At 60.2% G+C, this 23,151-nt stretch carries 18 protein-coding genes; 2 read left to right on the top strand and 16 right to left on the bottom strand.

What is annotated here, in order from left to right:
• Window positions 1-174 precede the first annotated feature (174 nt).
• The 14 genes from RM6536_RS08065 to RM6536_RS08000 form a co-directional block, all read right to left on the bottom strand.
• Window positions 175-2,652 (bottom strand): RelA/SpoT family protein, encoded by a 2,478-nt coding sequence (locus RM6536_RS08065; RefSeq protein WP_060824734.1) that lies wholly within the window; start codon window positions 2,650-2,652, stop codon window positions 175-177.
• 299 nt (window positions 2,653-2,951) lie between these two features.
• The gene (secF, locus tag RM6536_RS08060) at window positions 2,952-4,127 is read right to left on the bottom strand and encodes a protein translocase subunit SecF (protein ID WP_060824733.1); all 1,176 of its coding nucleotides are present in this window, start codon (window positions 4,125-4,127) and stop codon (window positions 2,952-2,954) included.
• A gap of 2 nt (window positions 4,128-4,129) precedes the next feature.
• Complete coding sequence (gene secD / locus RM6536_RS08055) at window positions 4,130-5,821, bottom strand: protein translocase subunit SecD (RefSeq protein WP_060824732.1); 1,692 nt, start codon at window positions 5,819-5,821, stop codon at window positions 4,130-4,132.
• 98 nt (window positions 5,822-5,919) lie between these two features.
• Window positions 5,920-6,279: a preprotein translocase subunit YajC gene (gene yajC, locus RM6536_RS08050; protein WP_060824731.1), complete on the bottom strand. Its 360-nt coding sequence runs from the start codon at window positions 6,277-6,279 to the stop codon at window positions 5,920-5,922.
• A 333-nt stretch (window positions 6,280-6,612) separates the two neighbouring features.
• Window positions 6,613-7,599 (bottom strand): Holliday junction branch migration DNA helicase RuvB, encoded by a 987-nt coding sequence (gene ruvB, locus RM6536_RS08045; RefSeq protein ID WP_171840200.1) that lies wholly within the window; start codon window positions 7,597-7,599, stop codon window positions 6,613-6,615.
• 171 nt (window positions 7,600-7,770) lie between these two features.
• Entirely contained in the window at window positions 7,771-8,391 is a 621-nt protein-coding gene (gene ruvA / locus RM6536_RS08040; RefSeq protein WP_005505871.1) for a Holliday junction branch migration protein RuvA, read from the bottom strand.
• Window positions 8,392-8,607: 216 nt separating this feature from the next.
• Window positions 8,608-9,297 carry a crossover junction endodeoxyribonuclease RuvC gene (ruvC, locus tag RM6536_RS08035; protein WP_060824729.1) on the bottom strand — a complete coding sequence of 230 codons (690 nt, stop codon included), beginning with the start codon at window positions 9,295-9,297 and terminating at the stop codon, window positions 8,608-8,610.
• Window positions 9,298-9,521: 224 nt separating this feature from the next.
• The gene (locus RM6536_RS08030) at window positions 9,522-10,280 is read right to left on the bottom strand and encodes a YebC/PmpR family DNA-binding transcriptional regulator (protein ID WP_049345517.1); all 759 of its coding nucleotides are present in this window, start codon (window positions 10,278-10,280) and stop codon (window positions 9,522-9,524) included.
• A gap of 133 nt (window positions 10,281-10,413) precedes the next feature.
• Entirely contained in the window at window positions 10,414-11,181 is a 768-nt protein-coding gene (locus RM6536_RS08025) for a type 1 glutamine amidotransferase (RefSeq protein ID WP_060824728.1), read from the bottom strand.
• Window positions 11,181-12,464, bottom strand: coding sequence for a Mur ligase family protein (locus RM6536_RS08020; protein WP_060824727.1), 1,284 nt, complete (start codon window positions 12,462-12,464; stop codon window positions 11,181-11,183). Before RM6536_RS08020 ends, RM6536_RS08025 begins: the two co-directional genes overlap by 1 nt.
• 80 nt (window positions 12,465-12,544) lie before the next feature.
• Window positions 12,545-13,819, bottom strand: a complete 1,275-nt coding sequence (locus RM6536_RS08015) for a hypothetical protein (RefSeq protein ID WP_060824726.1) — start codon at window positions 13,817-13,819, stop codon at window positions 12,545-12,547.
• A gap of 568 nt (window positions 13,820-14,387) precedes the next feature.
• Window positions 14,388-14,963, bottom strand: a complete 576-nt coding sequence (locus RM6536_RS08010) for an HIT family protein (RefSeq protein WP_060824725.1) — start codon at window positions 14,961-14,963, stop codon at window positions 14,388-14,390.
• An 87-nt stretch (window positions 14,964-15,050) separates the two neighbouring features.
• Window positions 15,051-15,731 carry a hypothetical protein gene (locus RM6536_RS08005; protein ID WP_060824724.1) on the bottom strand — a complete coding sequence of 227 codons (681 nt, stop codon included), beginning with the start codon at window positions 15,729-15,731 and terminating at the stop codon, window positions 15,051-15,053.
• A 397-nt stretch (window positions 15,732-16,128) separates the two neighbouring features.
• The gene (locus RM6536_RS08000; RefSeq protein ID WP_081094669.1) at window positions 16,129-17,739 is read right to left on the bottom strand and encodes a potassium channel family protein; all 1,611 of its coding nucleotides are present in this window, start codon (window positions 17,737-17,739) and stop codon (window positions 16,129-16,131) included.
• A gap of 206 nt (window positions 17,740-17,945) precedes the next feature.
• Between RM6536_RS08000 and RM6536_RS07995 the strand changes: the two genes are divergently transcribed.
• Together RM6536_RS07995 and RM6536_RS07990 are read left to right on the top strand one after the other, a co-directional pair.
• Complete coding sequence (locus RM6536_RS07995) at window positions 17,946-18,863, top strand: hypothetical protein (RefSeq protein WP_060824723.1); 918 nt, start codon at window positions 17,946-17,948, stop codon at window positions 18,861-18,863.
• A gap of 240 nt (window positions 18,864-19,103) precedes the next feature.
• A complete protein-coding gene (locus RM6536_RS07990; protein ID WP_060824722.1) occupies window positions 19,104-22,010 on the top strand; it encodes an FAD-binding and (Fe-S)-binding domain-containing protein in 2,907 nt (968 codons plus the stop codon).
• 77 nt (window positions 22,011-22,087) lie between these two features.
• Here RM6536_RS07990 and RM6536_RS07985 read toward each other — a convergent pair whose 3' ends face one another.
• Window positions 22,088-22,669 carry a hypothetical protein gene (locus tag RM6536_RS07985; RefSeq protein WP_060824721.1) on the bottom strand — a complete coding sequence of 194 codons (582 nt, stop codon included), beginning with the start codon at window positions 22,667-22,669 and terminating at the stop codon, window positions 22,088-22,090.
• A gap of 55 nt (window positions 22,670-22,724) precedes the next feature.
• Entirely contained in the window at window positions 22,725-22,994 is a 270-nt protein-coding gene (locus RM6536_RS07980) for a hypothetical protein (RefSeq protein WP_060824720.1), read from the bottom strand.
• Window positions 22,995-23,151 lie beyond the last annotated feature (157 nt).

Raw genomic sequence — 23,151 nt, 5'->3', positions numbered from 1 at the left:
CCGGCGGCGGGTAACTGGCCGTTTCGATAGGTTAGTGTCTTCGCCGTGGGTCTTTAACCCGTAGTGAAGACACTAACCTATCGAGAGTTCCTCCGCCCCTCCCCTAAACGGCGAAAAGCCACATGTGTTCGAAACACATGTGGCTTCTCAGCGTAAGTCAGCGTATGAAAGAGCCTACGCTTCCGAGGGCTTCGCGCCGGTCAGACGGTACGCCTTGTACACGCCCGTCACGTTACGGACCACGTTCAGCACGTGCTCCAGCATGAAGCGGTCACCCAGCTCCAGGGCGAAGCGGTCCACCACGGTACGATCCTCCGACGTGTGCACGCGCGCATCCAGGATGTTCACGCCCGACTCAGAAATCGCGCGAATCAGGTCGCTCAGCAGGCCCTTACGGTCCAGCGCCTCCACCTGAATCTGCACACGGTACGTAGCGGTCGGCGAAGACGCCCACTCGACCGTCGTCACGCGCGGCTCCTCATCAGCGTTACGCATGTTCGGGCAGTCGCGGCGGTGCACCGAAATGCCGTTGTAGCGGGTCACAATGCCGATAATGTCATCCGGCGGGACCGGGGTGCAGCAGCGCGCAATCTTCGTCAGCACACCCTCAGCACCCGGCACAATCACGCCGTTATCGCCAATCGCCTTGCGGGTGGACTTCAGCAGCGTCTCATCAAAGTCGCTGACCTCAACCTCCGGTGCCGGCTCGTCGCCGCGGTGCACCTCAACCAGGGTGTCAATGACCTGCTTCGGCGCGATTTCGTGCTCACCAATCGCACGGTACAGCGACGCCACATCGTTCTTGTGCAGCAGCTGAGCCACCTGAGTCATAATCTCCGGGCTCATCATCTTCTGCAGCGGCAGCTCACTGTTGCGCATGCTCTTGGTGAGCATCTCGCGGCCGGCGAGCAGCGCCTCCAGGCGGCGTTCCTTCGCGAAGTACTGGCGGATCTTCGTGCGAGCGCGCGAGGAGCGAACGAACTTCAGCCAGTCCTCGCTGGGTCCGGCGTCTTCGTTCTTCGTGGTCATAATCTCCACGGTGGCGCCGGTGGGCAGGACGGTGTGTAGCGGCACTAGGCGGCCGTTGACCTTCGCGCCGACGGTGCGGTCGCCGACCTCACTGTGGATGGCGTAGGCGAAGTCCACGGGGGTGGAGCCGTTGGGCAGGGCGATTGCCTCGCCGTTGGGGGTGAGTACAACGATTTCGTCGGTGTCGAGGGTGTCAGCCAGCGACTCGTAGAACTTCTCCGATTCCGGGTTGGAGTTCGAAATCTCGGCGATGGACTGCAGGATGCCGACGTTCATCATTGCCGAGGTCTGGGTGCCCGGCTCCTTCGGGTCCTTTGCGGGCGCGCCGCCACGAGCTGCGACCTTCTCGCCGCGCGACGCCGCCTTGTAGCGCCAGTGCGCCGCCACACCGTACTCGGCCTCTTCGTGCATCTTGTAGGTGCGGATCTGAATCTCAAGCGGCAGGTTACCCGGACCGTACACGGTCAGGTGCAGCGACTGGTAGTTGTTGTTCTTCGGGTTCTTAATGTAGTCCTTGAAACGGCCGGTCATCGACGGCCACAGGGACAGCACGTGGCCGAGCACGGTGTAGCACTCCGCCTCTTCCTCAACCATGATGCGCACCGCGAGGATGTCGTTAATTTCGTCGAAGCTACGGCCCTTCGTCTTCATCTTCTGATGAATCGAGTAGTAGTGCTTGGGGCGGCCGGTCACGGTTGCCTCGATACCGACCTGTGCCAGGCGTTCCTTAATCTTGGTGCGCGCCTCGTTCAGGAACTTTTCGAGCGCGGGGGTGCGTTCGCCGACCATGCGCACCATTTCGGCGTAAATTTCCGGGCTCATGGCGGCGAAGGACAAGTCCTCCAGCTCCCACTTGATCGTGTTCAGGCCCAGGCGGTGCGCGAGCGGCGCGTAAATCTTCAGGGTCTCTTCTGCCTTCTTCGCGGCAGAAGCCTGCGGCACAAAACGCCAAGTACGCGCGTTGTGCAGGCGGTCGGCAAGCTTGATGAGCAGCACGCGGATGTCCTTGCTCATGGACAGCACGAGCTTACGGATCGTCTCAATGGAGGCGTTCTCGCCGTACGTCATCTTGTCCAGCTTGGTCACGCCGTCGACCAAGTAGGCGACCTCCTCACCGAACTCTTCGGTGAGCTGCTCCATCGTGTAGTCGGTGTCTTCCACCGTGTCGTGCAGCAGGCCGGCGGCGAGCACAGGGCCGGTCGCGCCCATCTCCGCAAGAATCGCGGTCACAGCCACCGGGTGGGTGATGTACGGGTCGCCACTCTTACGCTTCTGACCCTCGTGGCAGCGGTTCGCCACCTCGTAGGCGCGCTGCAACACCTGGATGTCTTCGTCCGGGTGGTAGCGGCGCACGGCACGTACGACTGGCGCGATCATCGGGGAGAAACGGATGGTGCCGCCGTGCGAGTCGGAGGCTTCCATCTTGCTGCTGCGGCTGCCGAAGACCAGGCGGTTCGGCACACGTCCGCCAGCAGCCATGACGCGGTGCGAGCCGCGTTTCTTCTTTGCGTCAGACGAATCAGTTTCAGGCAGAGGAATCGGGCCAGCGGGCCGAACCGCGGGCTTCTCGGCGGTCCCTGCAGGGTTCTCAGCGTTGGTGTTCACGGCAGGTTCTGCACTCATTCCAGGCTCCTTCGGACTCAAGATAATCAGCCGCACACTCAGGTTCCTCATCGTTGAGGGCTATACCGGCCAAACCGGCCCCTAGCCCGCTCAGCTGGCTCAAACGCGAGCGCACAGTATCTTCACTTCTTATCCTACCCAGCGGCCTGGAACGCGCCAAACTATGCGACGTTTTAACACGCCAGAGCGCGTTGTGTGGGAAATAATCGGGCACGCTAAAGGGGAGCCGACACCTCTCGGTATCGACTCCCCTATCGTTAGCAACGCCAGTAGCACTAGTAGCACTGGCGGAACGCTGGCTAACCGTTCAGGTTCACGCGGTGAATCTCAATGGTTGCACGTGCCGGCTTCTTAGCGGGCTTCTCGGCCGCCTTCTCGTCCTCTGCGGAATCCGTGGACTCCTCAGCCTTCGCGGGCTTCGCATCCTTCTCAGCCTCGGCGGGCTCCTCCGAAGAGTCACCCTCAGCCTCGTCAGCATCCTTGAAGTTGCCGCTCTCCACCTTCGCGGTGTGCTCACGAATCTGAGGCTCACCCAAACGCAGCGAAGCATACAGCGGAGCAGACACGAACAGCGTGCCGAACATGCCCACCAGAATACCCACAAACAGCGACAGGGACAGATCCTGCAAAGTACCCGCACCCAGGATGAACGCGCCAATGAACAGGATTGCGCCCACCGGCAGAACACCCACAATAGCGGTGTTAATCGAACGGACCAGGGTCTGGTTCACCGCCAGGTTAATCTGCTCGGCAAAGGTCGTGTCGCGGCGTTCCAGCACATCCTCGGTGTTCTCACGGATCTTATCGAACACCACCACCGAGTCGTACAGCGAGTAGCTCAGAATCGTCAAGAAACCAATAATTGCACTCGGAGTAATCTCGAAGCCGAACGCAGCGTACAGGCCAACCGTCACCACCACGGTGAAGAACAGGCCCGCAATAGACGCCAGCGACATCTTCCAGGTGCGGAAGTAGAACGCCATACCAATCAGCGCGAGCACCACAAATGCGATCAGACCCCAGAACGCCTGACGGGTCACATCCGCACCCCAGGTCGGGCCCACAAACGAGGAGGTCACGTCATTCTCAGACACGCCGTAACCCTCCTGCAGAGCCGCCTTCACCTGCAGAGTCTCATCATCGCTGAGCTTGCTCATCTGGGCACGAATCGTACCCGGCGCAATATTGGTCACGCGAACATCCGAAGCGTCCTTCGCCTTCTCGTGAATAATGCGCTCACCCGTAGCAGTATCAACATGCGCGGTCTTCGAGACCACGAACTCCGAACCGCCACGGAAATCAATACCCAGGTTGAAGCCGCCACCAACAGCCGGAATCAGAACCGAAACCGCCATCAGCACAGCCGCAAGCACCAGCCACAGGCGGCGCTTACCCACGAACGGGTACGAGCGGGCACCCGAATGCAGGTCATTACCGAAGCGGGCAAAAGCATTAGGTTTCACATCGGTAGCCATGCTTAGCTCTCCTTCTTCTCATCAGAAGCAGACTCGTCAGCCTCAGCGGCGGCACGCTCTGCACGGCGACGCTCAGCAATGCTCAACTGCTTCTCCTCCGGGCTGCGGAGGCGACCGGCACCACGGTACAGCGGCGTAGCGCCCAGCGACTCAGGCGACAGGCCCGAGTGGCGGTGACCCTCACCGAAGTAGCGGGTATTCGCCAGCAGGGTCAGCATCGGGTGGGTGAACAGGTACACGACCACAAGGTCAGCAATCGCCGTCAAACCAAGGGTGAACGCGAAGCCCTTCACCGAACCAACCGACACCACGTACAGCACCACAGCAGCCAGCAGGTTCACAGCCTTCGACGCCAAGATAGTGCGGGATGCGCGCTGCCAACCGTGGTTCACCGCCGACGGGATTGTGCGGCCCGCACGGATCTCATCACGGATACGCTCAAAGTAGACGATGAACGAGTCAGCCGTAGCACCAATCGCCACAATCAGACCCGCCACACCAGCCAGAGACAGGCGGTAGTTCAACGCCCAACCCAGCAGCGCAATCGCCTCATACGAAATAATGCCAGCCACAATCAGCGACATCATCGTGACAAAACCCAGCAGACGGTACTGGAACAGCGAGTACACAAACACCAGCAGCAGACCAATAAGACCGGTCAGCAGACCCACACGCAGCTGCTCCGAACCCAGGGTCGCAGAAATCTGCTGCTCCGACTGGATCGTGAAGCTAATCGGCAGGGCACCGTACTTGAGCTGATCGGCGAGAGCCTTCGCTTCCTGCTCGGTGAAGTTACCGGTAATCTGCGGCTTACCATCAGAAATCACAGCCTGCGACACCGGGGAGGACAGCACCTTGCCGTCCAGCAGAATCGCGAAGCGGGCACGCGGATCATTTGCGTTCTGCGCACGAATCGCGTTCAGGCGAGAAGTAATGTTCTGGAACTTCTCACGGGCAGCATCGTTGAACTGAATGTTCACAGCCCAACGGCCCGTCGTCACGCCCTGACCGCTCGTCTCCTGCGAATGGCTTGCGGTAGAAATATCGCTACCGCTCAGCTCCACAGGACCCAGAATGTACTTCTCCTTACCGTCAGTGGAACACGCCACCATCGGCTTAGTCGGGTCGGCACTATCGGCGTCCTCATTACGTGCCGCGGTGCAGTCCTTCGCCTCGTACTGCTTGTACAGGTCCGCAGTAATCCAGTTGCGGTCCGAACCATTAGTCGGTTCCGCGGAGGGCTTGGGCAGCTTATCGTCCGCAGTGCGGGCGTCCTCAGCCACCGCAGTACCGGCACCAGAAAGCAGCACCGGGCGGAACGTCATATTTGCAGACGCCTGAATCAGCTGACGAGTCTCAGCGCTAATCGTTCCGGGAACCGAAACAACCACGTTATTACCCGAGCCGAAGGAGGTGGTAACCTCCGCCTCCGAAACGCCGGCACCATCAACGCGCTGACGAATAATCTCAACCGCCTGGTTCAACTGCTCCTGGGTGACGTTCCCGTCCGAAGAGCCATTGACCTTCGGAGAAAGAATCATCTGAGTACCACCCGAAAGGTCCAGGGCGAGCTTCGGTGCCCAAGAACCTCCCGAGTAGGTGCTACCGAAAATACCGGCAGCCATAACAACCATGAGCAGGACCATCGAGAGGAGCGCCCCTCGCGCGGCTGCAAGCGGTGAACGCTTAGCCATAATGTTCCTTCTTCGTGTGAATAGTATTGAGTGTTCTACAGATTCCGTAACGCGAAAACCCGACGCCGCTCATGGGCGCCGGGCTCATACGCTCTGAATTACTTAGCAGTATCAGAAGAGGTATCGGAAGCGGGAGCTTCGGATGCGGTAGCCTCGTACACGTCCTCGGTCAGGGGCGCTGCGGGGGCTTCCTCCTCAACAAGGTTCAGGATCGCGTTCATGGACGCAGTAATCACAACGCCCTCTGCAATCTGAAGCTGCAGCTTGTTGTTCTCAAGGTCAGTGCTGACAACGGTGCCATAGACGCCGGAAGCAGTCATCACCTGATCACCAGGGACGAGCGCACGTCGCATTGCCTGCAGCTCCTCCATCTGCTTACGCTGACGCTTCTGCGCAGAGAACATCATCCATGCCAGCAGCGCCATCATGGCAAACATAATCAGGAGGTTAAAATCCATGGTCTCACTTTCACATCCGCACCCGTGCCGCTCACCGCGAGGGTTGAGCGTACCAGAAGGTGTGGAATCGTAGATACAGTACGTATCCATCCTACGCGAGAGCTTGAGCTTTAGTGACCCGAACCAGCATTTTTGTGAGGTTAACCTGAGTTTTGGACTCTCTCGGCGTAATTTTCTGTCCCCAATGAAGCCCGGCAGAGCCCGATAGAGCCTGCTGAGCCCGACAGCGCCTACAGAGAAGCCCGCGGGAGGTTGTTGCTACCTCCCACGGGCTACTACTGTGTCATCAACTGCTGTGTTATCAGCTGGTGCGGGTCTAGAGCTGATGCGGGCCTAGAGCTGAATCTCCGGCGCTTCCAAGCCGAGGTGCTCCCACGCCGCGGGCAGAGCCACACGACCGCGTGGAGTACGACCAATCAGGCCCTCACGCACCAGGTACGGCTCGGCAACCGTCTCCACGGTCTCAGTCTCTTCACCCACCGCAATGGCGAGGGTGGACAGACCCACCGGGCCGCCGCCGAACTTGTAAATCAGCGCCTCCAGCACGGCACGGTCCAGACGGTCCAGGCCGCGCGAATCCACCTCGTACATGTCCAGCGCGGTTGCGGCATCACGCGCTTTGATGCGGTCCACGCCGTTCACCAGCGCCCAGTCACGCACACGGCGCAGCAGACGGTTCGCAATACGCGGCGTGCCGCGGGAACGACCGGCGATCTCGGTGAAGCCCTCGGAGGTAATCTGCATGTCCATCAGACCCGCACTACGGCGAAGCACCAGCTCAAGCTCCTCCACCGAGTAGAACTCCAGGTGACCGGTAAATCCGAAGCGGTCACGCAGAGGCCCGGGCAGCAGACCCGCACGGGTCGTCGCACCGACCAGGGTGAACTGCGGCAGCTCCAACGGAATGGAGGTCGCACCCGCGCCCTTACCGACCACAATGTCCACACGGAAATCTTCCATTGCCATGTAGAGCATTTCCTCAGCCGGGCGGCTCATACGGTGAATCTCATCCAGGAACAAAACCTCACCGGGAGTCAGCGAAGACAGAATCGCCGCCAAATCACCCGAATGCTGAATCGCCGGGCCGGAGGTGATGCGCAGCGGCGCCTCCATCTCTGCCGCAATAATCATTGCGAGAGTGGTCTTACCCAGACCGGGAGGGCCCGACAGCAACACGTGGTCGGCGCTACGGCCACGCATCTTCGAAGCCTCCAGCACCAGGGACAGCTGCTGACGCACACGGCGCTGACCCACAAAGTCATCCAGGGACTTAGGGCGCAGTGCCGCCTCAATCATCTTCTCTTCAGGCTCTTCTTCCATCGCCACGAGGCGCTGGGCGGAAGCTGAAGACGCCTGAGTTCCGGGCACCTGACCGGGAAAATACCCGCCGGAAACCAGGGACGCCGCGGGCTGCGGCTCATAGGGATTCTGGCTCATAGAATTCTTCTTTCACAAAAGTTTGAGTGGGATACATCGAACGGGGCGCGCCGCTTAGTGGCGGCCCACCGTGTTCTGAGTACCCAAGGAGGCGAGCACACCGCGCAGAGCCACACCCACCGGCTCGGTCTCTGCGGCAGGGTTGTGCTGCACATAAGCGTCAATAGCGGCGGAAGCGTCCTTCTCACTCCAGCCCAGGGAAGTGAGAGCGTCAAGCACCTGCGGCTTCCAGACAATGCCCTGGCTCAGCGGCAGCTCATCGGTCTGGCCATCGCTGAGAATCAGCTTGCCGGCAAGCTCCAGCACAATACGGCGGGCACCCTTCGGACCAATACCGGGAACCTTCGTGAACGCCTTATCGTCACCGGTCGCCACGGCGCGCTCCACCTCAGCGGCAGTGTGAACACTCAACACCGCCAGCGCAATACGCGGACCAATACCGGAAACCGAAAGCATCATATCGAACACTTCACGCTCGGCAGGCTCCGAAAAACCGTAGAGAGTCATCGACTCTTCACGCACAATCATGGTGGTCAGCACGGTAGCTTCCTCACCCGTGCGCAGCTTGGAGAGAGTACGCGCAGTAGCGTACACGAGCATGCCGAAACCGTTCACGTTAATCACCGCATGATCAAGGCCCACCTGCGCCACACGACCGGTCAGGGATGCAATCATTTCTCTCCACCTTTCAACACCGCGCCCCCGGTTTGAGGCTCGCGGCAGTGTGAGGGCACCGGGCACTCCGGCACCCACAGAACACACTCCCTCAGTTCGACAGGGAGACACTACAAGTATATTAGAATATTTCTTCTGAAATCAAGCATATATTCGAACTTTTTAGCGAATATACGCGAACCAGCGGCAGGGGCGCAAAGGCCCACAAAGGCACCTCTAGCGGCGCGCGCGCGCCTCCGCCTCCATCCAGGCACGCTGCGCCGGAGTCAATGACCCACCGCGGCGAGCCTGCGCCGGGCGTGAACCCTGGTGAGTCTGCGTCTGAGCGGACATATTGATACCCGAACCGATGCCGCCGCCACGCCAACCGTGACAAATCGCAATCGCCAGGGCATCGGCAGCATCGGCGGGTTTCGGCATAGAATCCAGCCCCAAAATGCGGGTCACCATGCGACCCACCGACGCCTTATCGGCGCGGCCGCTACCGGTCACCGCCGCCTTCACCTCCGAAGGGGTATGGAAGAACACCGGCACGCCGCGCATCGCCGCCGCAGAAATCACCGCGCCCGAAGCATGCGCCGTACCAATCACCGTGTTCACCTGCTCCTGAGCGAAGATACGCTCAATCGCCAGGGCATCCGGCTTGTAGGTGTCGAGCCAGTGGGAGGCGGCGTTGAAAATCCAGAGAATACGCTGGTCCAGGGACTCCGCCGGGATTGTGCCGGCAACACCCACGTTCACGAAGTGCGCCTTACGGTCGGCGGTCATATCGAGCATAGAGAAACCGCAACGGGTCAGGCCCGGGTCAACACCCATGATGCGGGTAGCCCCCGGCACACGCTCCACGGCGGTGGCGGCGCGGTTCTCACGCATGCTATCGCGTGCGGCAGGTTGAGCGGCAGCCATCATCTCCCCTTTCGACAAACTCCCTAGAGAATCTCTAGATTCTAGCCCTTCAGAATCCTAGCACCCGGCACCGGGGCACGCCACGAGATTAGTCACCGCAAGACCAGTCACCACACGTGAACATCCCCAAGACGCTAAGAAGCCACTCCCCCAACCAGCCACCCTACGGCGGCTCGATTAAAGGAGCGGCTTCTTCAAGCATCAGATATTCAGAATCCGAGCGATTACTCAGCTTCCAGCTCTGCCATAACCTCAGCAGAAACGTTAGCGTTCGAGTAGACGTTCTGAACGTCGTCGAGCTCTTCAATAGCGTCTGCCAGCTTCATGAACTTCTTAGCACCCTCAGCGTCCAGGTCAACCTGCATGGTCGGGCGGAAGACCGGGTCGTCGTTGTTGTACTCCAGGCCAGCCTCGTCCAGTGCCTTACGAATCTCGGGCAGGTCGGTCGCTGCGGAAACAACGGTGAACACGTCGCCCTCGTCCAGAACCTCTTCGGCACCTGCATCCAGAACAGCCATCAGAACGTCATCCTCGGTCAGACCGTCAGTCTTGGTGACCTCAGCAACGCCCTTACGCTCGAACAGGAACGCAACCGAACCCTGGTCAGCCATGGTGCCGCCGTTACGGGTCACAGCCAGGCGAACCTCAGACGCCGCACGGTTACGGTTATCGGTCAGACACTCAATGTACAGAGCGGTACCCTGCGGGCCGCGTGCTTCGTACATGATTTCGGTGTAGTCAATGGTCTCACCGGTCAGGCCAGCGCCACGCTTGATTGCGCGGTCAATGTTGTCGTTAGGAACGGAGTTCTTCTTCGCCTTCGACACAGCCAGGTCAAGAGCGGGGTTACCAGCAATATCAGCGCCGCCCATACGTGCTGCAACTTCAATTGCCTTAATGAACTTCGCGAAAGCCTTCGCGCGCTTAGCGTCGATAGCAGCCTTCTTGTGCTTAGTAGTCGCCCATTTAGAGTGACCGGACATTCGTATCTCCCTTAGTCAAAACCTCTGTGCGGACACGGCGAAACGTCCCACGCACCGTACTGTACTCACATAACTATACCGTAGCGGAGGCGCACACCACCTCAGAAAGTGCACGCCACCACCCGGAAGGATGCTAGCGGGGGCGGGACGCAGCCGAAGCGCGTGCCTTCTCCACCAGCGAGTCGTCAATAGTGTTCGGCGTGAACTCGCCAAACTTACGCTTAGCCGCCTGCTCAATCAGGTAGTCCGAAATCTTCGGGTTCTTCGGCAGCAGCGAACCGTGCAGGTAAGTGCCAATCACATTGTGCACGCGCGCACCCTCATGCGAGTCGGTCACGTTGTTGCCCTCACCCTTGGTGACGGTAGCCAGCGGGGTGCAGCCGGGGCCCAGGTAAGTCAGACCCGAGTGGTTCTCAAAACCAATCACGGTGCCAAACTCCTCAGACTCCTCAACAATGTTGCCAATCAGGCGGTCATCGCCGCCAACCGTGTGCGCATCAAAAATTCCGATGCCCTTCAGCACCTCACCCTCACGGGTGCGGAACTCCTTGCCGAACAACTGGTACAGGCCACAAATGACGAGCATCGGCACGCCATCCTCAGCCAGCGAGCGCAGCGTGTCACCGTTCGCGTGCAGGTCGTCCTGAATCACGGACTGACCGGAATCCTGGCCGCCGCCACCCAGAATAATGTCAACATCCTCCGGGAAGGGCTGACCGGGGTTGTGGTCCAGAATCTGCACGTCAAAGCCGTGTGCCTGCGCGCGACGAGCCAACGCCAGGGTGTTGCCCCAGTCGCCGTAAATGTTCATGTCGAGCGGGTACAGCTGCAGAATACGCAGAGTCTTACCGTTATTCGGGCCTGCCGCGGGGGTGCCCTCAAAAGTGTGAGTTGCCGTCATTAGGAGACCCTCTCAACGTCAGTGATCTTTGCGAGCTCTTCACGCAGAGCCAGCATTGCGGTGTAGGTGCAGAAAATACGCATGGGCGCGTTACCGCTGGAGGCAATGAAGCCCTTGAGCGCATCGGCGAGGTTCTCGTTGACCTCGTCAACCTTCACGCCGTCATGATCCAGGCGCAGCGCCATATCCCAGGCGCGCACACCCGAAACCATCTGCACGCCGGTCTTCTTCAAGCTGTCGAAGTCGACATCCCACAGCCAGGACACGTCACGACCGTCAGCGTACTGGTCGTTAATCGTGATCATGGTGGCGTAGTCGTCAGCGTTCGCGCTCGCCAGAGACAGGCGGAAACCGCTCGGGTTCTTCACGAGCAGCAGCTGCAGCGGGCGGCCGTTCACGTTCAGGGTCTCACCGCGACCGAAGGCGGGGGTAATCTTCGCCAGCTCCGCGATGAGCTTATCTTCGTTGAGCTTTTCGCCCATGACGGCGCGGGTCAGCGCCATAGCGCCTGCCGCGTTGAAGATGTTGTAAATTCCGTAGAGGTTAATCTCGCCGACTCGCTCCACACCCGCCAGGTCGAAGGTTGCGGAGGTGCCGGAGAACGCGGTCAGGGTGACGTCTGCATCGGGCAGGGTTGCCTTCGCGACGGTGCCGCCGCGCATCTCATCGTCCGAGGGGAAGTACGAGCGCAGGGACTCATCCAGGCCGTAGTACTTGACGGTCACGCCCGGCTGCACGTTCTCAGCGAGGGAGCGGATGCGCGGATCCTCACGGTTGAGCACCACGGTGCCGGTCGTTGCGGAGGCGACGGTCGCCAGCATGCGGCGGGTCGTGTCAATCTCACCGAAGCGGTCCAGCTGGTCACGCAGAACGTTCAGCAGCAGAGCGTAGTCGGGCTTGACAGCCTTGACGAAGTGCACGGCGTGCGCCTCATCCAGCTCAAGCACAGCGATATCAGCGTCAAGCTTGCCGCCGAGAGTCATCTCGCCCAGCAGTGCCGCGGCAACACCGCGCACAAAGTTCGAACCGGTGCGGTTAGTGAAAACCTTCAGACCCTGAGCTTCAAGCAGCTGCACAGCCATCTTCGTGGTGGTGGTCTTACCGTTCGTGCCGGAGACAACAACCACGCCGTAGGGCAGCTTCGCAAGCTCTTCAGCGACGAAGTCGGGGTGCAATTTTTCCATGACAAGGCCGGGGAAGGCGGAGCCGCCACCGCGAAGCTTAGTCGCGGCGCGTACGCCCTGGCCGAGAAGACGAATGAGGGGTTTGGACATGCTTACCATTTTAGTACACGCACGCCAACGGCTGAATGGTCCGCCGGGACTCGTTCGCTCATGCCGGACGGGGCGGGGTGCTGGGGTAGCTAGAACAGCGAGCCCTGTACCCGCACCCGCGTGAACTCCTGCGCGGGCTCCACCAGCACATTCCGCCAGGCGGCAGTATTCACCAGGAACGCCGCGTCAGCATCGCCGGTGTGGGCGCTCAAAAACTGGCCCGCCGCGCCCGTGCAGAAGAAGCCAGCCGCCCCGCTCTCGGTGCCGGAATCGCCCAGACCAGAATCACACGGTGCCAGAGGCTCGGGCGACTGCGCCCGCAGAGCCGCATACGGGCGGTTCATGGCGAGCGACGGAATCCACGGCTCATCCAGGGCGGTGAGCGGCACCTCCGGCTCGGTGCGCGCCAGTTCGGCGAGCGCTTCGCGGGCGCGGGCGACCGCCTCCTGATGAGCAGAGCGAAGCTGCGCGCCAGGTAGCGGGTTCGTCCAGGCGCGGTACTTGCTCGCCACCTGCTTGACCTGCGGAATCTTCGCGAGGGCGGTCACGGCATCTTCGGCGCGGCGAATGGCCAGACCGTCGGGCGCGAGAGCAATGTAGGTGGCGGTAGCGACCGCCTGCTCATCCAGGCGGCGCGGGGTCGAATGCAGGGAGCTCGTGCCGACCTTGTGCGTGCCGTCCGGGAACGTCGCGATGTAGAGGCGGTGCTCCAGCATGGCGTAGGCGCGCATGGATTCGGTGAGCGTTCCGGGGTACAGGTGCGCGCTGTGCAGGGCGGTGAACTCGTCGCGGGCGGTGCAGCGCGGGCACTGCTGGCCACGCTGGATGCGGGTGCCCTCGGGGCAGGGTACGCGGCGGATTCCGGCGAAGACTCCCCCAGATTCGGAGGTGGATTCGGAGGCGGCGTTGGGGGCGGCATCACCACTTACGCCGGTAGTGTAGCCGGCACAGTAGCGGTAGAGTTCACCCTCGCTATCGCGCGGAATACGCAACCCCAGGTAGGCGCCGGGAGTCAACGGAATCTGGATGCGCACCCCGCTCGGAACGCCAAGCTGCGCGGAGCTACTTTCCTGGATAGGGGCGCTCTCCCCCGCCGCTTGAGATGCCCGGTGATGAGCTCCTTCAGCGGCCCCGCCAATGGCTCCACCACTTACAGGCACGACAGGTTCCACCTCAATGAGCGGGCGGCGATTGGACCAGCGGATCTGCCTCCAGATGAGCAGCCGCGGTGCGCCTGCAGAATCACCGGCGGCACCGGCTTCATTACCGGCGGCGGGCACAGTAGTTACAGCAGGCGCAGTAGTTACAGCAGGCGCGGCAGTGAACTCGTCGAAAGCAGTCTCAAGCAGGTTGGGGTAGTCCATAGCATTCCACTCTAGCGGGTCTGGCGCATCCAGTGCTGGCACATCTCACGGCTCTGGCGGGTTCGTTGTGCGCCCCCAAATATTTGGCACACCCCAGACACTCCGCGCATTCCCGCCGCACATCCTCGGGGCACGTCCGCGGGGCGCAAAAGAGGCCAGCAGCCTTCACTCTGATCCGCACCCCTCGCAGTGTTGCCGCACATTCACGCACGGCGGGGTGGGTTCTCAGTTGAGGCGCTGACCTCTGTGGTTGATGCAGGGTGCTTCCCCTGCCAAGCCCGAAAGCGATCGGTGACCGCTATTTTTCGGTGAGCTGTGCGGTGTTCATGGAAGCTGGAAGCTTCCCCGCAGCGTCGCTGCAGTTAAAACTTTGCCATATCCAAGGGGCATAACATCATTCAAATACGCGTCGACCGCCTAATCTACGCATTTATGAAGCAAGTTTTTTCTGCACTGGTTAGCAAATTGAAGTAGTGGGTGCAGATTTTCAAGCTCACCAAGCTACCAAACCGGGTCGCCGGACTATCTAGACTGGGCTATCTAGTCCGGGATATTTAGTCCGGGCTGTCTAGCTGAGGCGCGCAAACCCCTCCGCAATAGCCACACGCATATCATCCAGCGTGCGGGACATGGTCTTGGTGTGAGCAATAATCGGCAAGAAGTTCGTGTCCCCACTCCAGCGCGGCAGAATGTGCTGATGCAGGTGATCAGCAATGCCCGCGCCGCCCACCTTGCCCTGATTCATGCCAATGTTGAAGCCGTCATTATGCGACACCTCACGCAGAACCTTCATGGCGAGCTGGGTCAGCTGCGCAATCTCAATGGTTTCCGCCTCGGTCGCATCATCGTAGAACGGAATGTGACGGTACGGGCAGACCAGCAGGTGACCGGGGTTGTACGGGTAGAGGTTGAGAATCACGAAGGCATGCTCGCCGCGGTGCACAATCAGCGACTCCTCATCACTGCGGCTGGGCGCAGTACAGAAGGGGCAGGTCTTCTCGGTGTAGTCCTTCTGGCCACCGCTCACGTAGGCGGTGCGGTGCGGGGTCCACAGGCGCTGGAACTGGTCCGGTGCGCTGGGCAGCTCGAAGGAATCCTGCACCGAGGCTGCGGTGCCATGCTCGGGGGTCGTGTTCTCGCTCATAGTCCCATTCTATAGCCCGCACGCGGCAACGGGAACGACCCATCCGCCATGCGGGCCAGATATGAGATGACTCCCCCGGCAGTGCGCTTAGCTGTGCTGCTTTTCCAGGTGAATGATGCGGGTGGCACCCTCATAGGTCATGGGGAAGCTCAGCACGCCGTCCTCCATAGTGAATTCCTTGGTTTCCTTGTCGGAGGCGTAGGGTGCGCGGGCCAGCTTCGCACGATCCACGTGCGAAACGTAGCTGAAGTTACCCCCTTTTGCCTCGAAGGTGCCAACCCAGAAGGGGGTCGCCAACTCTTCGTGGTTCAGGTGGTAGGTCACCTCGATAACACCGTCGTGAATGACGGCGTCCATGTAGTTCTCAAGGTCAGCAGCGCCCTGCTGAACCCAGGTGCCGTCCATGATTTTCTGCGAACGCGCAACGGCTGCCGAGGAAGGCATGGGTGCCGCAGTGGAGACGACAGGTTCCTGGTTGCTCGTGTTATCCGGCGCGGGGGTTTCGGTGGGCTGGGTTGCGGTCGGGTGAATCGACGGGTCCTGCGAGACGCCAGCCGCCGCCTTAATTCCGGTGCTGTCGTCGCCGGGGGCGGAAACAGCGCTAGGTTCGACCGTCTCAAAAGCAGCCTGGTCGACAACAGTGGTTGCGGAGGGGCTGTTCTGCGCGTCAGGGGCGCCAAAAGCATTGGTCGGTGCGGATGCGCACGCGGTGAGGGAGAGCGCGCTGACGAGTAGAGCGAGCGCGCCCAGGGTGGACTTAGGTGCCACGAAAGTGTCCTAACAGAGTGTGTGTGTTTGAGTGAGTTTGTGAGTTGAGTGGTGCCTGCCCGTGAGTGAGGTGGGCATACGACGACACCCCGTAGCGCATTGGGCTACAGGGTGCTCGATAGTTGGCACGGTAGATAGTTTATAGGCTCTGGCTAGGAGTTTCACTAGTGACGGTCATTTTTAAAAGATAGTTTAGTCACATTAGACCTTAAGTTGAGGGGTTATTCACAGGCAAGAGCACCAATTTGCACTCTGAGCGGGCTAATTTTGCCTTGACAAGCCACAACATAATATCTGGCGAAAATTTTCTGGATTTCTGCCCCAGTATTTCTGCCGCGCCACCGGCAAACCCACAATTTCGTTGCAGACAACAGCAGAGCTCGGCAGAACTCAACACCTATTTGCGGGAGCGCAACGCGAACTTCTCACGAATAATCGTGAACGTCTGGCGAGTCTCCTCCAGCAGGGCGATTGGCTCCTGCTCACGCACCACAACCTCATGAGAGGTCGAGGAATCGGCGGGTTCACCAGCCCGCGCGGTATTCGGCGCGGCGCCCGGAGCGGTGTTCGAGGTAGCAGCCGAGGCGGACTCAGCAGCACCGAAACCGGGGGCACCGAAACCGGCGCGGCGTGCCGCCTCCGCCTCCGAAGGAATCGGGTGCACGCCGTCTTCATCCACGACCTCACGCAAGGTGTAGTCGTGGGCTTCTCGGCGCGCATACTCACGAGCTAGCAGGGCACGTAGCTCAGAAATTTCCTGGCGAAGATCGTCCACGTCAGCCTTGGTTGCGGGGTACTCCTGCTCCTCCCTGCCACCAATCTTTTCGATAATCCAGCTGGCGAGCGCACCGGTCGCAACCGCGACCATACCCACGCCGTACAGCATGACGACCACGGCGATAACCCTGCCGATACCGGTGATCGGGTAGACGTCGCCGTAACCGACCGTGGCGAGGGTCGTGAACGTCCACCAGTACGCGGTGGGCAGGTCACGAATCATCGCGCCCGGCTCGGAGGACTCCACCGAATAGATCGCCAGGGCGAACATGATGATGAAGATCGCGGTGTATCCGAAGAGCTTCACCGCCAACTCTGAGAGCCTCTTGTACTGGCGGTTGGTGGTCAGGTGAATCATGGCGAGGAAGCTGACAATACGCCACGCGGGCAGCAGCACAATCGCCAGGTTCATCAGGTTATGCGTGATGAAGTAGAGTCGCCGTGGCGCCAGGTACAGGCGAATGCAGTAGTCGGCGGCGAATAGGCCCCACAGAATCATCTGAATGATGTTGAGGTACCCGTCGTACGGTTCCTGGATGCGCGTGCTCATGATGGGCGCGGCGAACGCGAGCAGGTACAGCACGGACGCCACGAACATGGGCGTGGAGGAGCGTTCCTCCCATGCCGCCAGGTTCTTCTCGCCGCGGTACTTGCTGAGCGTGCGGAACAGGCGGGTGCGCGGGGCGCGACGCGGCGGGTCCGTGACGGTGCGGGTGACCGTGCGGATAGTCGTGGTGTGCGTTTCGGGTTCGCCCGCATCGATTATCTCGGCGGCATCATCGGGGTTGCCCTGAGTGCCTACTTTCGGGGAGCCCGTATTCGGAGTGCCAGCTTTCTGGTCGCCCTTGCCGCGCGGGTGATGCGTGGTGCGGGTGATGCGGCGTTCCTCGCGATGCGTGCCGTCCGGCGCGTCGGTGGTGGCGTATTCTTCGACGACTTCTTCGTAGTCATCGTCGGGGTCCAGGTCAGTGGAGTAGACGGCGTGGGCGCTGTCCAGGCGGGCGCTATCAATCTGCACAGCGTCTACGGGCAGGGCGGTAGACTCTGCCGGACTCGCTGCAGCGGGGCTAGCTGCAGCGGGGGCGGTTTCAGATGCGGTAGTTTCAGGGCGCACAGACGCACCCGCCGGGCTGTTCCCCGAGATATTGCCTGAGGTATTGCCCGCCGACGTATTGGGTGCTGTGCCGTTCTTTACCGTGTTTTCTGCCTGGTTCTGTTCCGCCTTATCCATAGTGTGAATGATACTCCGCGCTGTTGCGTTTGCGTTTCTATTTCATTGCGCTGTGGTCTTTGAGCGGCGGCCTTTAGGCTACGCCGCAGTCATTGCACTGCGAGCATTTAACCTGACACAATATGTGGTGTACCCATCACCTCGGTTGCGCTATCCCGCAGTGTTACTGCCCCGTAGCGTTGCCGCCCCGCACATCGGAGTGCCTTATGCCTTCACACACCACCGCTTTCTTCTTCCGTCACCCGAGCTTCCGTCAGCTGGGCGCTACCCTGTGCCTCTCCAGTGCGCTTGCCGCCGCCCTGGGCGGGTGCGCAACCCTGAACTCCTCCCCTTCTGCGTCTGCTGAGGCTTCGTCTGAGCCGACTGCGGCGAGCCACGCGACGGCACCGGTAATCCAGGATTCTGAGGGTTTTCGCCTGTTTGCCGGTCGCGGCGCTGTTGAGGAGGCGGTCTTTGAGGGCCCGGCGGCGCCCGCCTCCTATTCGTATGTGGAGTTTGAGCGTCGCGGTGAGCCGGAGGGCACGATGAAGGTTTCTGTTTCTGACGGTTCGGGCACTCAGGTTGAGGTGGTTGCTGGCGGTTCGGGTGAGGGTGCGGGCGTGTGGGTTCATAATACGGTGAGCGCGTCTGCGCCGGCTCCTTCTGGTACCGCTCCTTCTAGTTCCGGTTCCGCGAAGTCTGCGGGTGCGGTGAGTGTGCCGTATAGTTCGGCGCGTGTGACGGCGTCGACGTCGCAGCTGACTGATGATGCGCAGTGGATGGTGTCGGTTCGTGCGGCGGGTGTTGGTTCTTCGGGTGAGTTTGAGGCGCCTGATGGTGTGCCGTTGACGAGTCAGAGCGCGGAGGTTGGCGAGATTCAGATGCAGGGCAGCCGCGGTTTTGTGCACGATACTGTGTCGAAATCGGGCAGCGGTTCGGTTGCGGTGGAGAACCGTTCGGGTGCGAAGATGACGGTGTATTGTGCGGGTGTGGATCGCAAGGAGCGTAGTGTGCCTGCGGGTGGGCGTGTGTTTGTGGAGGATTTGGGGGTGCGCGCTTCGGCGGGGTCTCCCCTGTTCTGTGGTGTGGTGACTTCTGATAGTACTGCCAACTGGAATGTTACGGCCCTCGGCGGCCGCGCCTAAGAGCAGCCGCAGCGTTCAGAGTGTGGTGGATGCGCCTCCGCAGGCCCGGGCGTATTTCCCCCGGAAAACCAGCAAATACGCGGCAAACCTGCCCATCAGCACGGTGTATGACCCACCCCCTTTATGGTGACAAGTAGTCGCCAAGCTTAGCCATAGCTAAGCGGAAAAGACGGCGTTCAAAAGAAGATACTGAGAAAGACAGCATTACACACCCCTTCATCTGTAAGGAAGCTCAAGATTATGACCGTTGTGTCAAATACATCTGAAGCCCTCAATTCCCCCTACGAGGACACCCTCAAGCGCCTACTCTCCGATGCGCGCGCCGAGGCAGTCGAATCCAGCGTCTCCGAACTGGACCGCCTGGCAATCTCCCACGACGCATCCCACTACCTGCTCGTACCCGCCGGCCTGATCCGCCCCGACTCCGCCGAAGACGTCGCCAACATCTTCCGCGCAGCCGGCGACCTCGGCCTGCCGCTGACCTTCCGCTCCGGCGGCACCTCCCTCTCCGGCCAGTCCAGCGGCGACGGCCTCATGGTCGACACCCGCCGCCACTTCAAGAAGATCGAGGTCCTTGAAGACGGCAAGAAGGTGCGTGTGCAGCCCGGCGCGACCATCATGATGGTCAACAACTACCTGGCACCCTACGGCTACAAGCTCGGCCCCGACCCGGCATCCTGGTCCGCCTGCACCATCGGTGGCGTGGTCGCGAACAACTCCTCCGGCATGTCTTCGGGCACCAAGTACAACACCTACAACACCCTGGACTCCATGGTGTTCGTGCTGCCCAGCGGCACCATCATTGACACCGCCGAGCCGGACGCCGACCAGAAGCTGCGCGCCCTCGAACCCGAGCTTCACGAGGGCCTGCTGCGCCTGCGCAAGCGCGTGCTTGAGAACCCCGAATCCATGGCGAAGATCCGCCAGCAGTACTCCATGAAGAACACCATGGGTTACGGCCTGAACTCCCTGGTCGACTTTGAGACCCCCGTCGACATTCTGCAGCACCTGCTGATTGGTTCGGAGGGTACCCTCGGCTTCGTTGCTTCGGCAACCTACCGCACCCGCCCGATTCTGAAGAACATTTCCACCGGCCTGCTCGTGTTCGACAACCTCATTGACGCGGCACGCTCCGTGCCCGAACTGGTCGCTAACAAGCTGGCAACCGTGGAGCTGATGGACGCCACCAGTATTCGTGTGGCTCAGCGTACCGGCCAGGCTGCGGAGGCGCTCGCCGCCATCGACGTGAAGGAGCAGGCCGCCCTGCTGGTTGAGTTCCAGGGCAACTCCGAGCAGGAGCTGAGCGACCTTGCCGCCGCAGCGGCACCCATGTTTAAGAGCCTGCCGGTGGCTTCGCCGGTGTCGATGACCAGCAAGCTGTCTGAACGTAACGCCCTGTGGGCGGCACGCCGCGGCCTGTACACCACCGTTGCGGGTAACCGCCGTTCCGGCACGAACGCCCTGCTTGAAGACGTGGTCGTGCCCGTCGAGGTTCTGGGTAACACCTGTAGCGACCTGACCAAGCTGTTCGACGCACACGGCTATAAGGATTCCGTGATTTTCGGTCACGCGAAGGACGGTAACATCCACTTCATGCTGAACGAACAGTTCCGCGACCCGAAGCAGCTGGACCGCTACCGCGAGTTCACCGAAGAAATGGTTCAGCTGATTCTCGGTAACGAAGGCTCGCTGAAGGCTGAGCACGGTACCGGCCGTATCATGGCTCCGTTCGTGAGCCGCCAGTTCGGTGACGAGCTCTTCGACGTGATGCGCCAGATCAAGCGCCTCATTGACCCGAAGGGCTTCATGAACCCGGGCGTTCTGCTCGCCGAGCCGGACACCGACTACGTGACCGACCTGAAGGTCGCCGAAACCGTCGAGGAAGAAGTCGACCGCTGCGTGGAGTGCGGCTACTGCGAGCCGGTCTGCCCCTCCCGCAACCTGACTTTGACCCCGCGCCAGCGCATCGTGATGCGCCGTGAGATTGCCGCGGCCGAGTTGAACGGCGACCACGAACTCGCCGAGCGCCTGCGCAAGGAGTACGAGTACTACGGCATTGAGACCTGCGCCGTGGACGGCATGTGCCAGACCCGCTGCCCCGTGAACATTAACACCGGTGACCTGATTCGCCGCCTGCGTTCTGAGAACCAGGACAAGCTGGCCGCCGCCGGCTGGAAGGTTGCCGCGCAGCAGTGGGGCGTCATGGACAAGGTCGCCGGCAAGGCCCTGACTGTGGCGAAGAAGCTGCCGTTCCCCGTGGTGCACGGCACCACCGACATTGCCCGCAAGGTCATGGGTGACGACATGGTTCCTTCCTACAAGAAGGATCTGCCGGTCGGTGGCCCGGCACGTAAGCCGCATAAGGACGCAACCGCTGAGATTGTGTTCTTCCCCGCCTGCGTGAACGCCATGTTCGGCGGCGTGGACGGCGACGGCAAGCACGACCCGATCAACGCAACCCAGGCGTTCATTCGCCTGTGTGAGCGTGCGGGCGTGAAGTACCGCATCCCTGACAATATTGGTGAGATGTGCTGTGCTACCCCGTGGAAGTCGAAGGGCTTCACCGACGGCTACTCGATCATGAGCGACCGTGTGTTGAAGTCCCTGTGGGAGGCTACTGACGGTGGCCGCCTGCCGGTCGTGTGTGACGCTTCGTCCTGTACTGAGGGTCTTGAGGTGATGCGCGAGAAGGTTATTAAGGCGCTTGAGCACAAGATCGTGAACGGCCTGAAGCCGGGCGAGCCGGACTTCTCGCGTCTGCGCATGTACGACGCGGTGCAGTTCGCCGCCGACAACATGCTGGATAAGCTGACCGTGTCTGCTCCCCTGCCGTCGATTGCGTTGCACCCGACCTGTTCGATGACTCACCTGGGTACTCAGCCTGCGTTTGAGAAGATTGCGAACGCGATGAGTGACGACGTGTACGTGCCGAAGCACTGGGGTTGCTGTGGTTACGCTGGTGACCGCGGTATGCTGCACCCCGAGCTGACGGCGAGCGCTACGGAGGCTGAGGCTGCGGAGCTGAGCGAGCAGAAGCAGTTCGCCGCATATATTTCGGCGAACCGTACCTGTGAGCAGGGTATGACCGAGGCAACCGGCCACACCTACCAGAACGTGCTGCAGCTGCTGGAACGCACCACCCGCTAACAGGCTGAGCGCATAGCAGCATAAAGGAAGGGACCCGGCGGGCTATCTTAGTGCTAGCCTGCCGGGTCCCTTGCTAATCATTTATTTTTGAACGACCACATTCCGCTAAATATCGCAATAAATACAAGTGGTATATACACTACATAAACCCCTATATACAACATCAGCACAATCATGCTCTCCAATACTTCAGAACGCGACTTCTTATCCCGTAAACACGTCGGATTCTGCTCTGAAAAAGATAAAGCCGCCAGAAAAATTAAAGAAAAAATCCCCAGAAAATTAAATGCATGAAAATCCCACAGCACAAACACCCATAGAGTAAAGGCTACAATCTGCAGTCCTCCACTCCTAATCTGCTTCATGGAAATAGCACTAACAGACATACATATCCATCCCGCGATACAAATTATATTCTGCAACTCAGGCAAGGATTCTTGCTGAAGGAAAGTAGCAACATCGGCAACTGGCCTGGCTAGAGCGTCAAAATGAACCCAGTCAAGAAATTTTGAAATACCCATAAGGCCGCTCAGTCCTGTATGGTTCCAAAGAGAGTAAATTACCGACATAGAGTAAGCAGATACGAAAACGCAGAAAGCTTTCGAGAAAAGGTTTTTGTCTGCTATATATTTTGCTGTGGTTTCCATATTAATAGCCACCAAATTCTCCTCGATATACAGAATAATAGAAATTCTTGAATGATAGCGCAGATATTTATATATCTGCATTAAAAAGGCGGGCGGAAAGCTCCCCGTCAGCCTCGGTCACGATAATGACCGGCTTACCGCCTGCTGCAACCTTGCGTGCGCGGCGGAGCACGTCAGTCTCATCTTCACCGGGAGCACCGGGGATAACATGGCACTCCCCTCCCACCTTCTGCGCGGCGAGCACAACAAGTGCCTTATGTTCCGGGTTTCGGCGAGCAGACAGGTTGAAACGACCCGCAATACGAGCCCGCTCCTTCATCACCTGAACACTTGCCATACTTTGCCCCTTTCAAATACGCTTCAACAGCTAAGCCCGCTACTTCTTCGTCAACAAACTTTGCTTCCCGAAAAACCCGGAGGGCATCTGATAGATAGCCCGCCGGGTCCGTTTTGCTTGCTACAGCACTTATTTTCGACTATTAAATAGTCCAATA

It is taken from the genome of Rothia mucilaginosa (assembly GCF_001548235.1).
Taxonomy (GTDB): domain Bacteria; phylum Actinomycetota; class Actinomycetes; order Actinomycetales; family Micrococcaceae; genus Rothia; species Rothia mucilaginosa_B.
This window is presented reverse-complemented; position numbering and strand designations above follow the sequence as displayed.

Excerpts from the sequence above, each read along its gene's own strand:
- RM6536_RS08065 (WP_060824734.1), bottom strand. The coding sequence starts at position 2,652 with ATGAGTGCAGAACCTGCCGTGAACACCAACGCTGAGAACCCTGCAGGG.
- secF (WP_060824733.1), bottom strand. The coding sequence starts at position 4,127 with ATGGCTACCGATGTGAAACCTAATGCTTTTGCCCGCTTCGGTAATGAC.
- secD (WP_060824732.1), bottom strand. The coding sequence starts at position 5,821 with ATGGCTAAGCGTTCACCGCTTGCAGCCGCGCGAGGGGCGCTCCTCTCG.
- yajC (WP_060824731.1), bottom strand. The coding sequence starts at position 6,279 with ATGGATTTTAACCTCCTGATTATGTTTGCCATGATGGCGCTGCTGGCA.
- ruvB (WP_171840200.1), bottom strand. The coding sequence starts at position 7,599 with ATGGAAGAAGAGCCTGAAGAGAAGATGATTGAGGCGGCACTGCGCCCT.
- ruvA (WP_005505871.1), bottom strand. The coding sequence starts at position 8,391 with ATGATTGCATCCCTGACCGGTCGTGTGGCGCAGGTGGGCCTTGATCAT.
- ruvC (WP_060824729.1), bottom strand. The coding sequence starts at position 9,297 with ATGGCTGCCGCTCAACCTGCCGCACGCGATAGCATGCGTGAGAACCGC.
- RM6536_RS08030 (WP_049345517.1), bottom strand. The coding sequence starts at position 10,280 with ATGTCCGGTCACTCTAAATGGGCGACTACTAAGCACAAGAAGGCTGCT.
- RM6536_RS08025 (WP_060824728.1), bottom strand. The coding sequence starts at position 11,181 with ATGACGGCAACTCACACTTTTGAGGGCACCCCCGCGGCAGGCCCGAAT.
- RM6536_RS08020 (WP_060824727.1), bottom strand. The coding sequence starts at position 12,464 with ATGGTAAGCATGTCCAAACCCCTCATTCGTCTTCTCGGCCAGGGCGTA.
- RM6536_RS08015 (WP_060824726.1), bottom strand. The coding sequence starts at position 13,819 with ATGGACTACCCCAACCTGCTTGAGACTGCTTTCGACGAGTTCACTGCC.
- RM6536_RS08010 (WP_060824725.1), bottom strand. The coding sequence starts at position 14,963 with ATGAGCGAGAACACGACCCCCGAGCATGGCACCGCAGCCTCGGTGCAG.
- RM6536_RS08000 (WP_081094669.1), bottom strand. The coding sequence starts at position 17,739 with ATGGATAAGGCGGAACAGAACCAGGCAGAAAACACGGTAAAGAACGGC.
- RM6536_RS07995 (WP_060824723.1), top strand. The coding sequence starts at position 17,946 with ATGCCTTCACACACCACCGCTTTCTTCTTCCGTCACCCGAGCTTCCGT.
- RM6536_RS07990 (WP_060824722.1), top strand. The coding sequence starts at position 19,104 with ATGACCGTTGTGTCAAATACATCTGAAGCCCTCAATTCCCCCTACGAG.
- RM6536_RS07980 (WP_060824720.1), bottom strand. The coding sequence starts at position 22,994 with ATGGCAAGTGTTCAGGTGATGAAGGAGCGGGCTCGTATTGCGGGTCGT.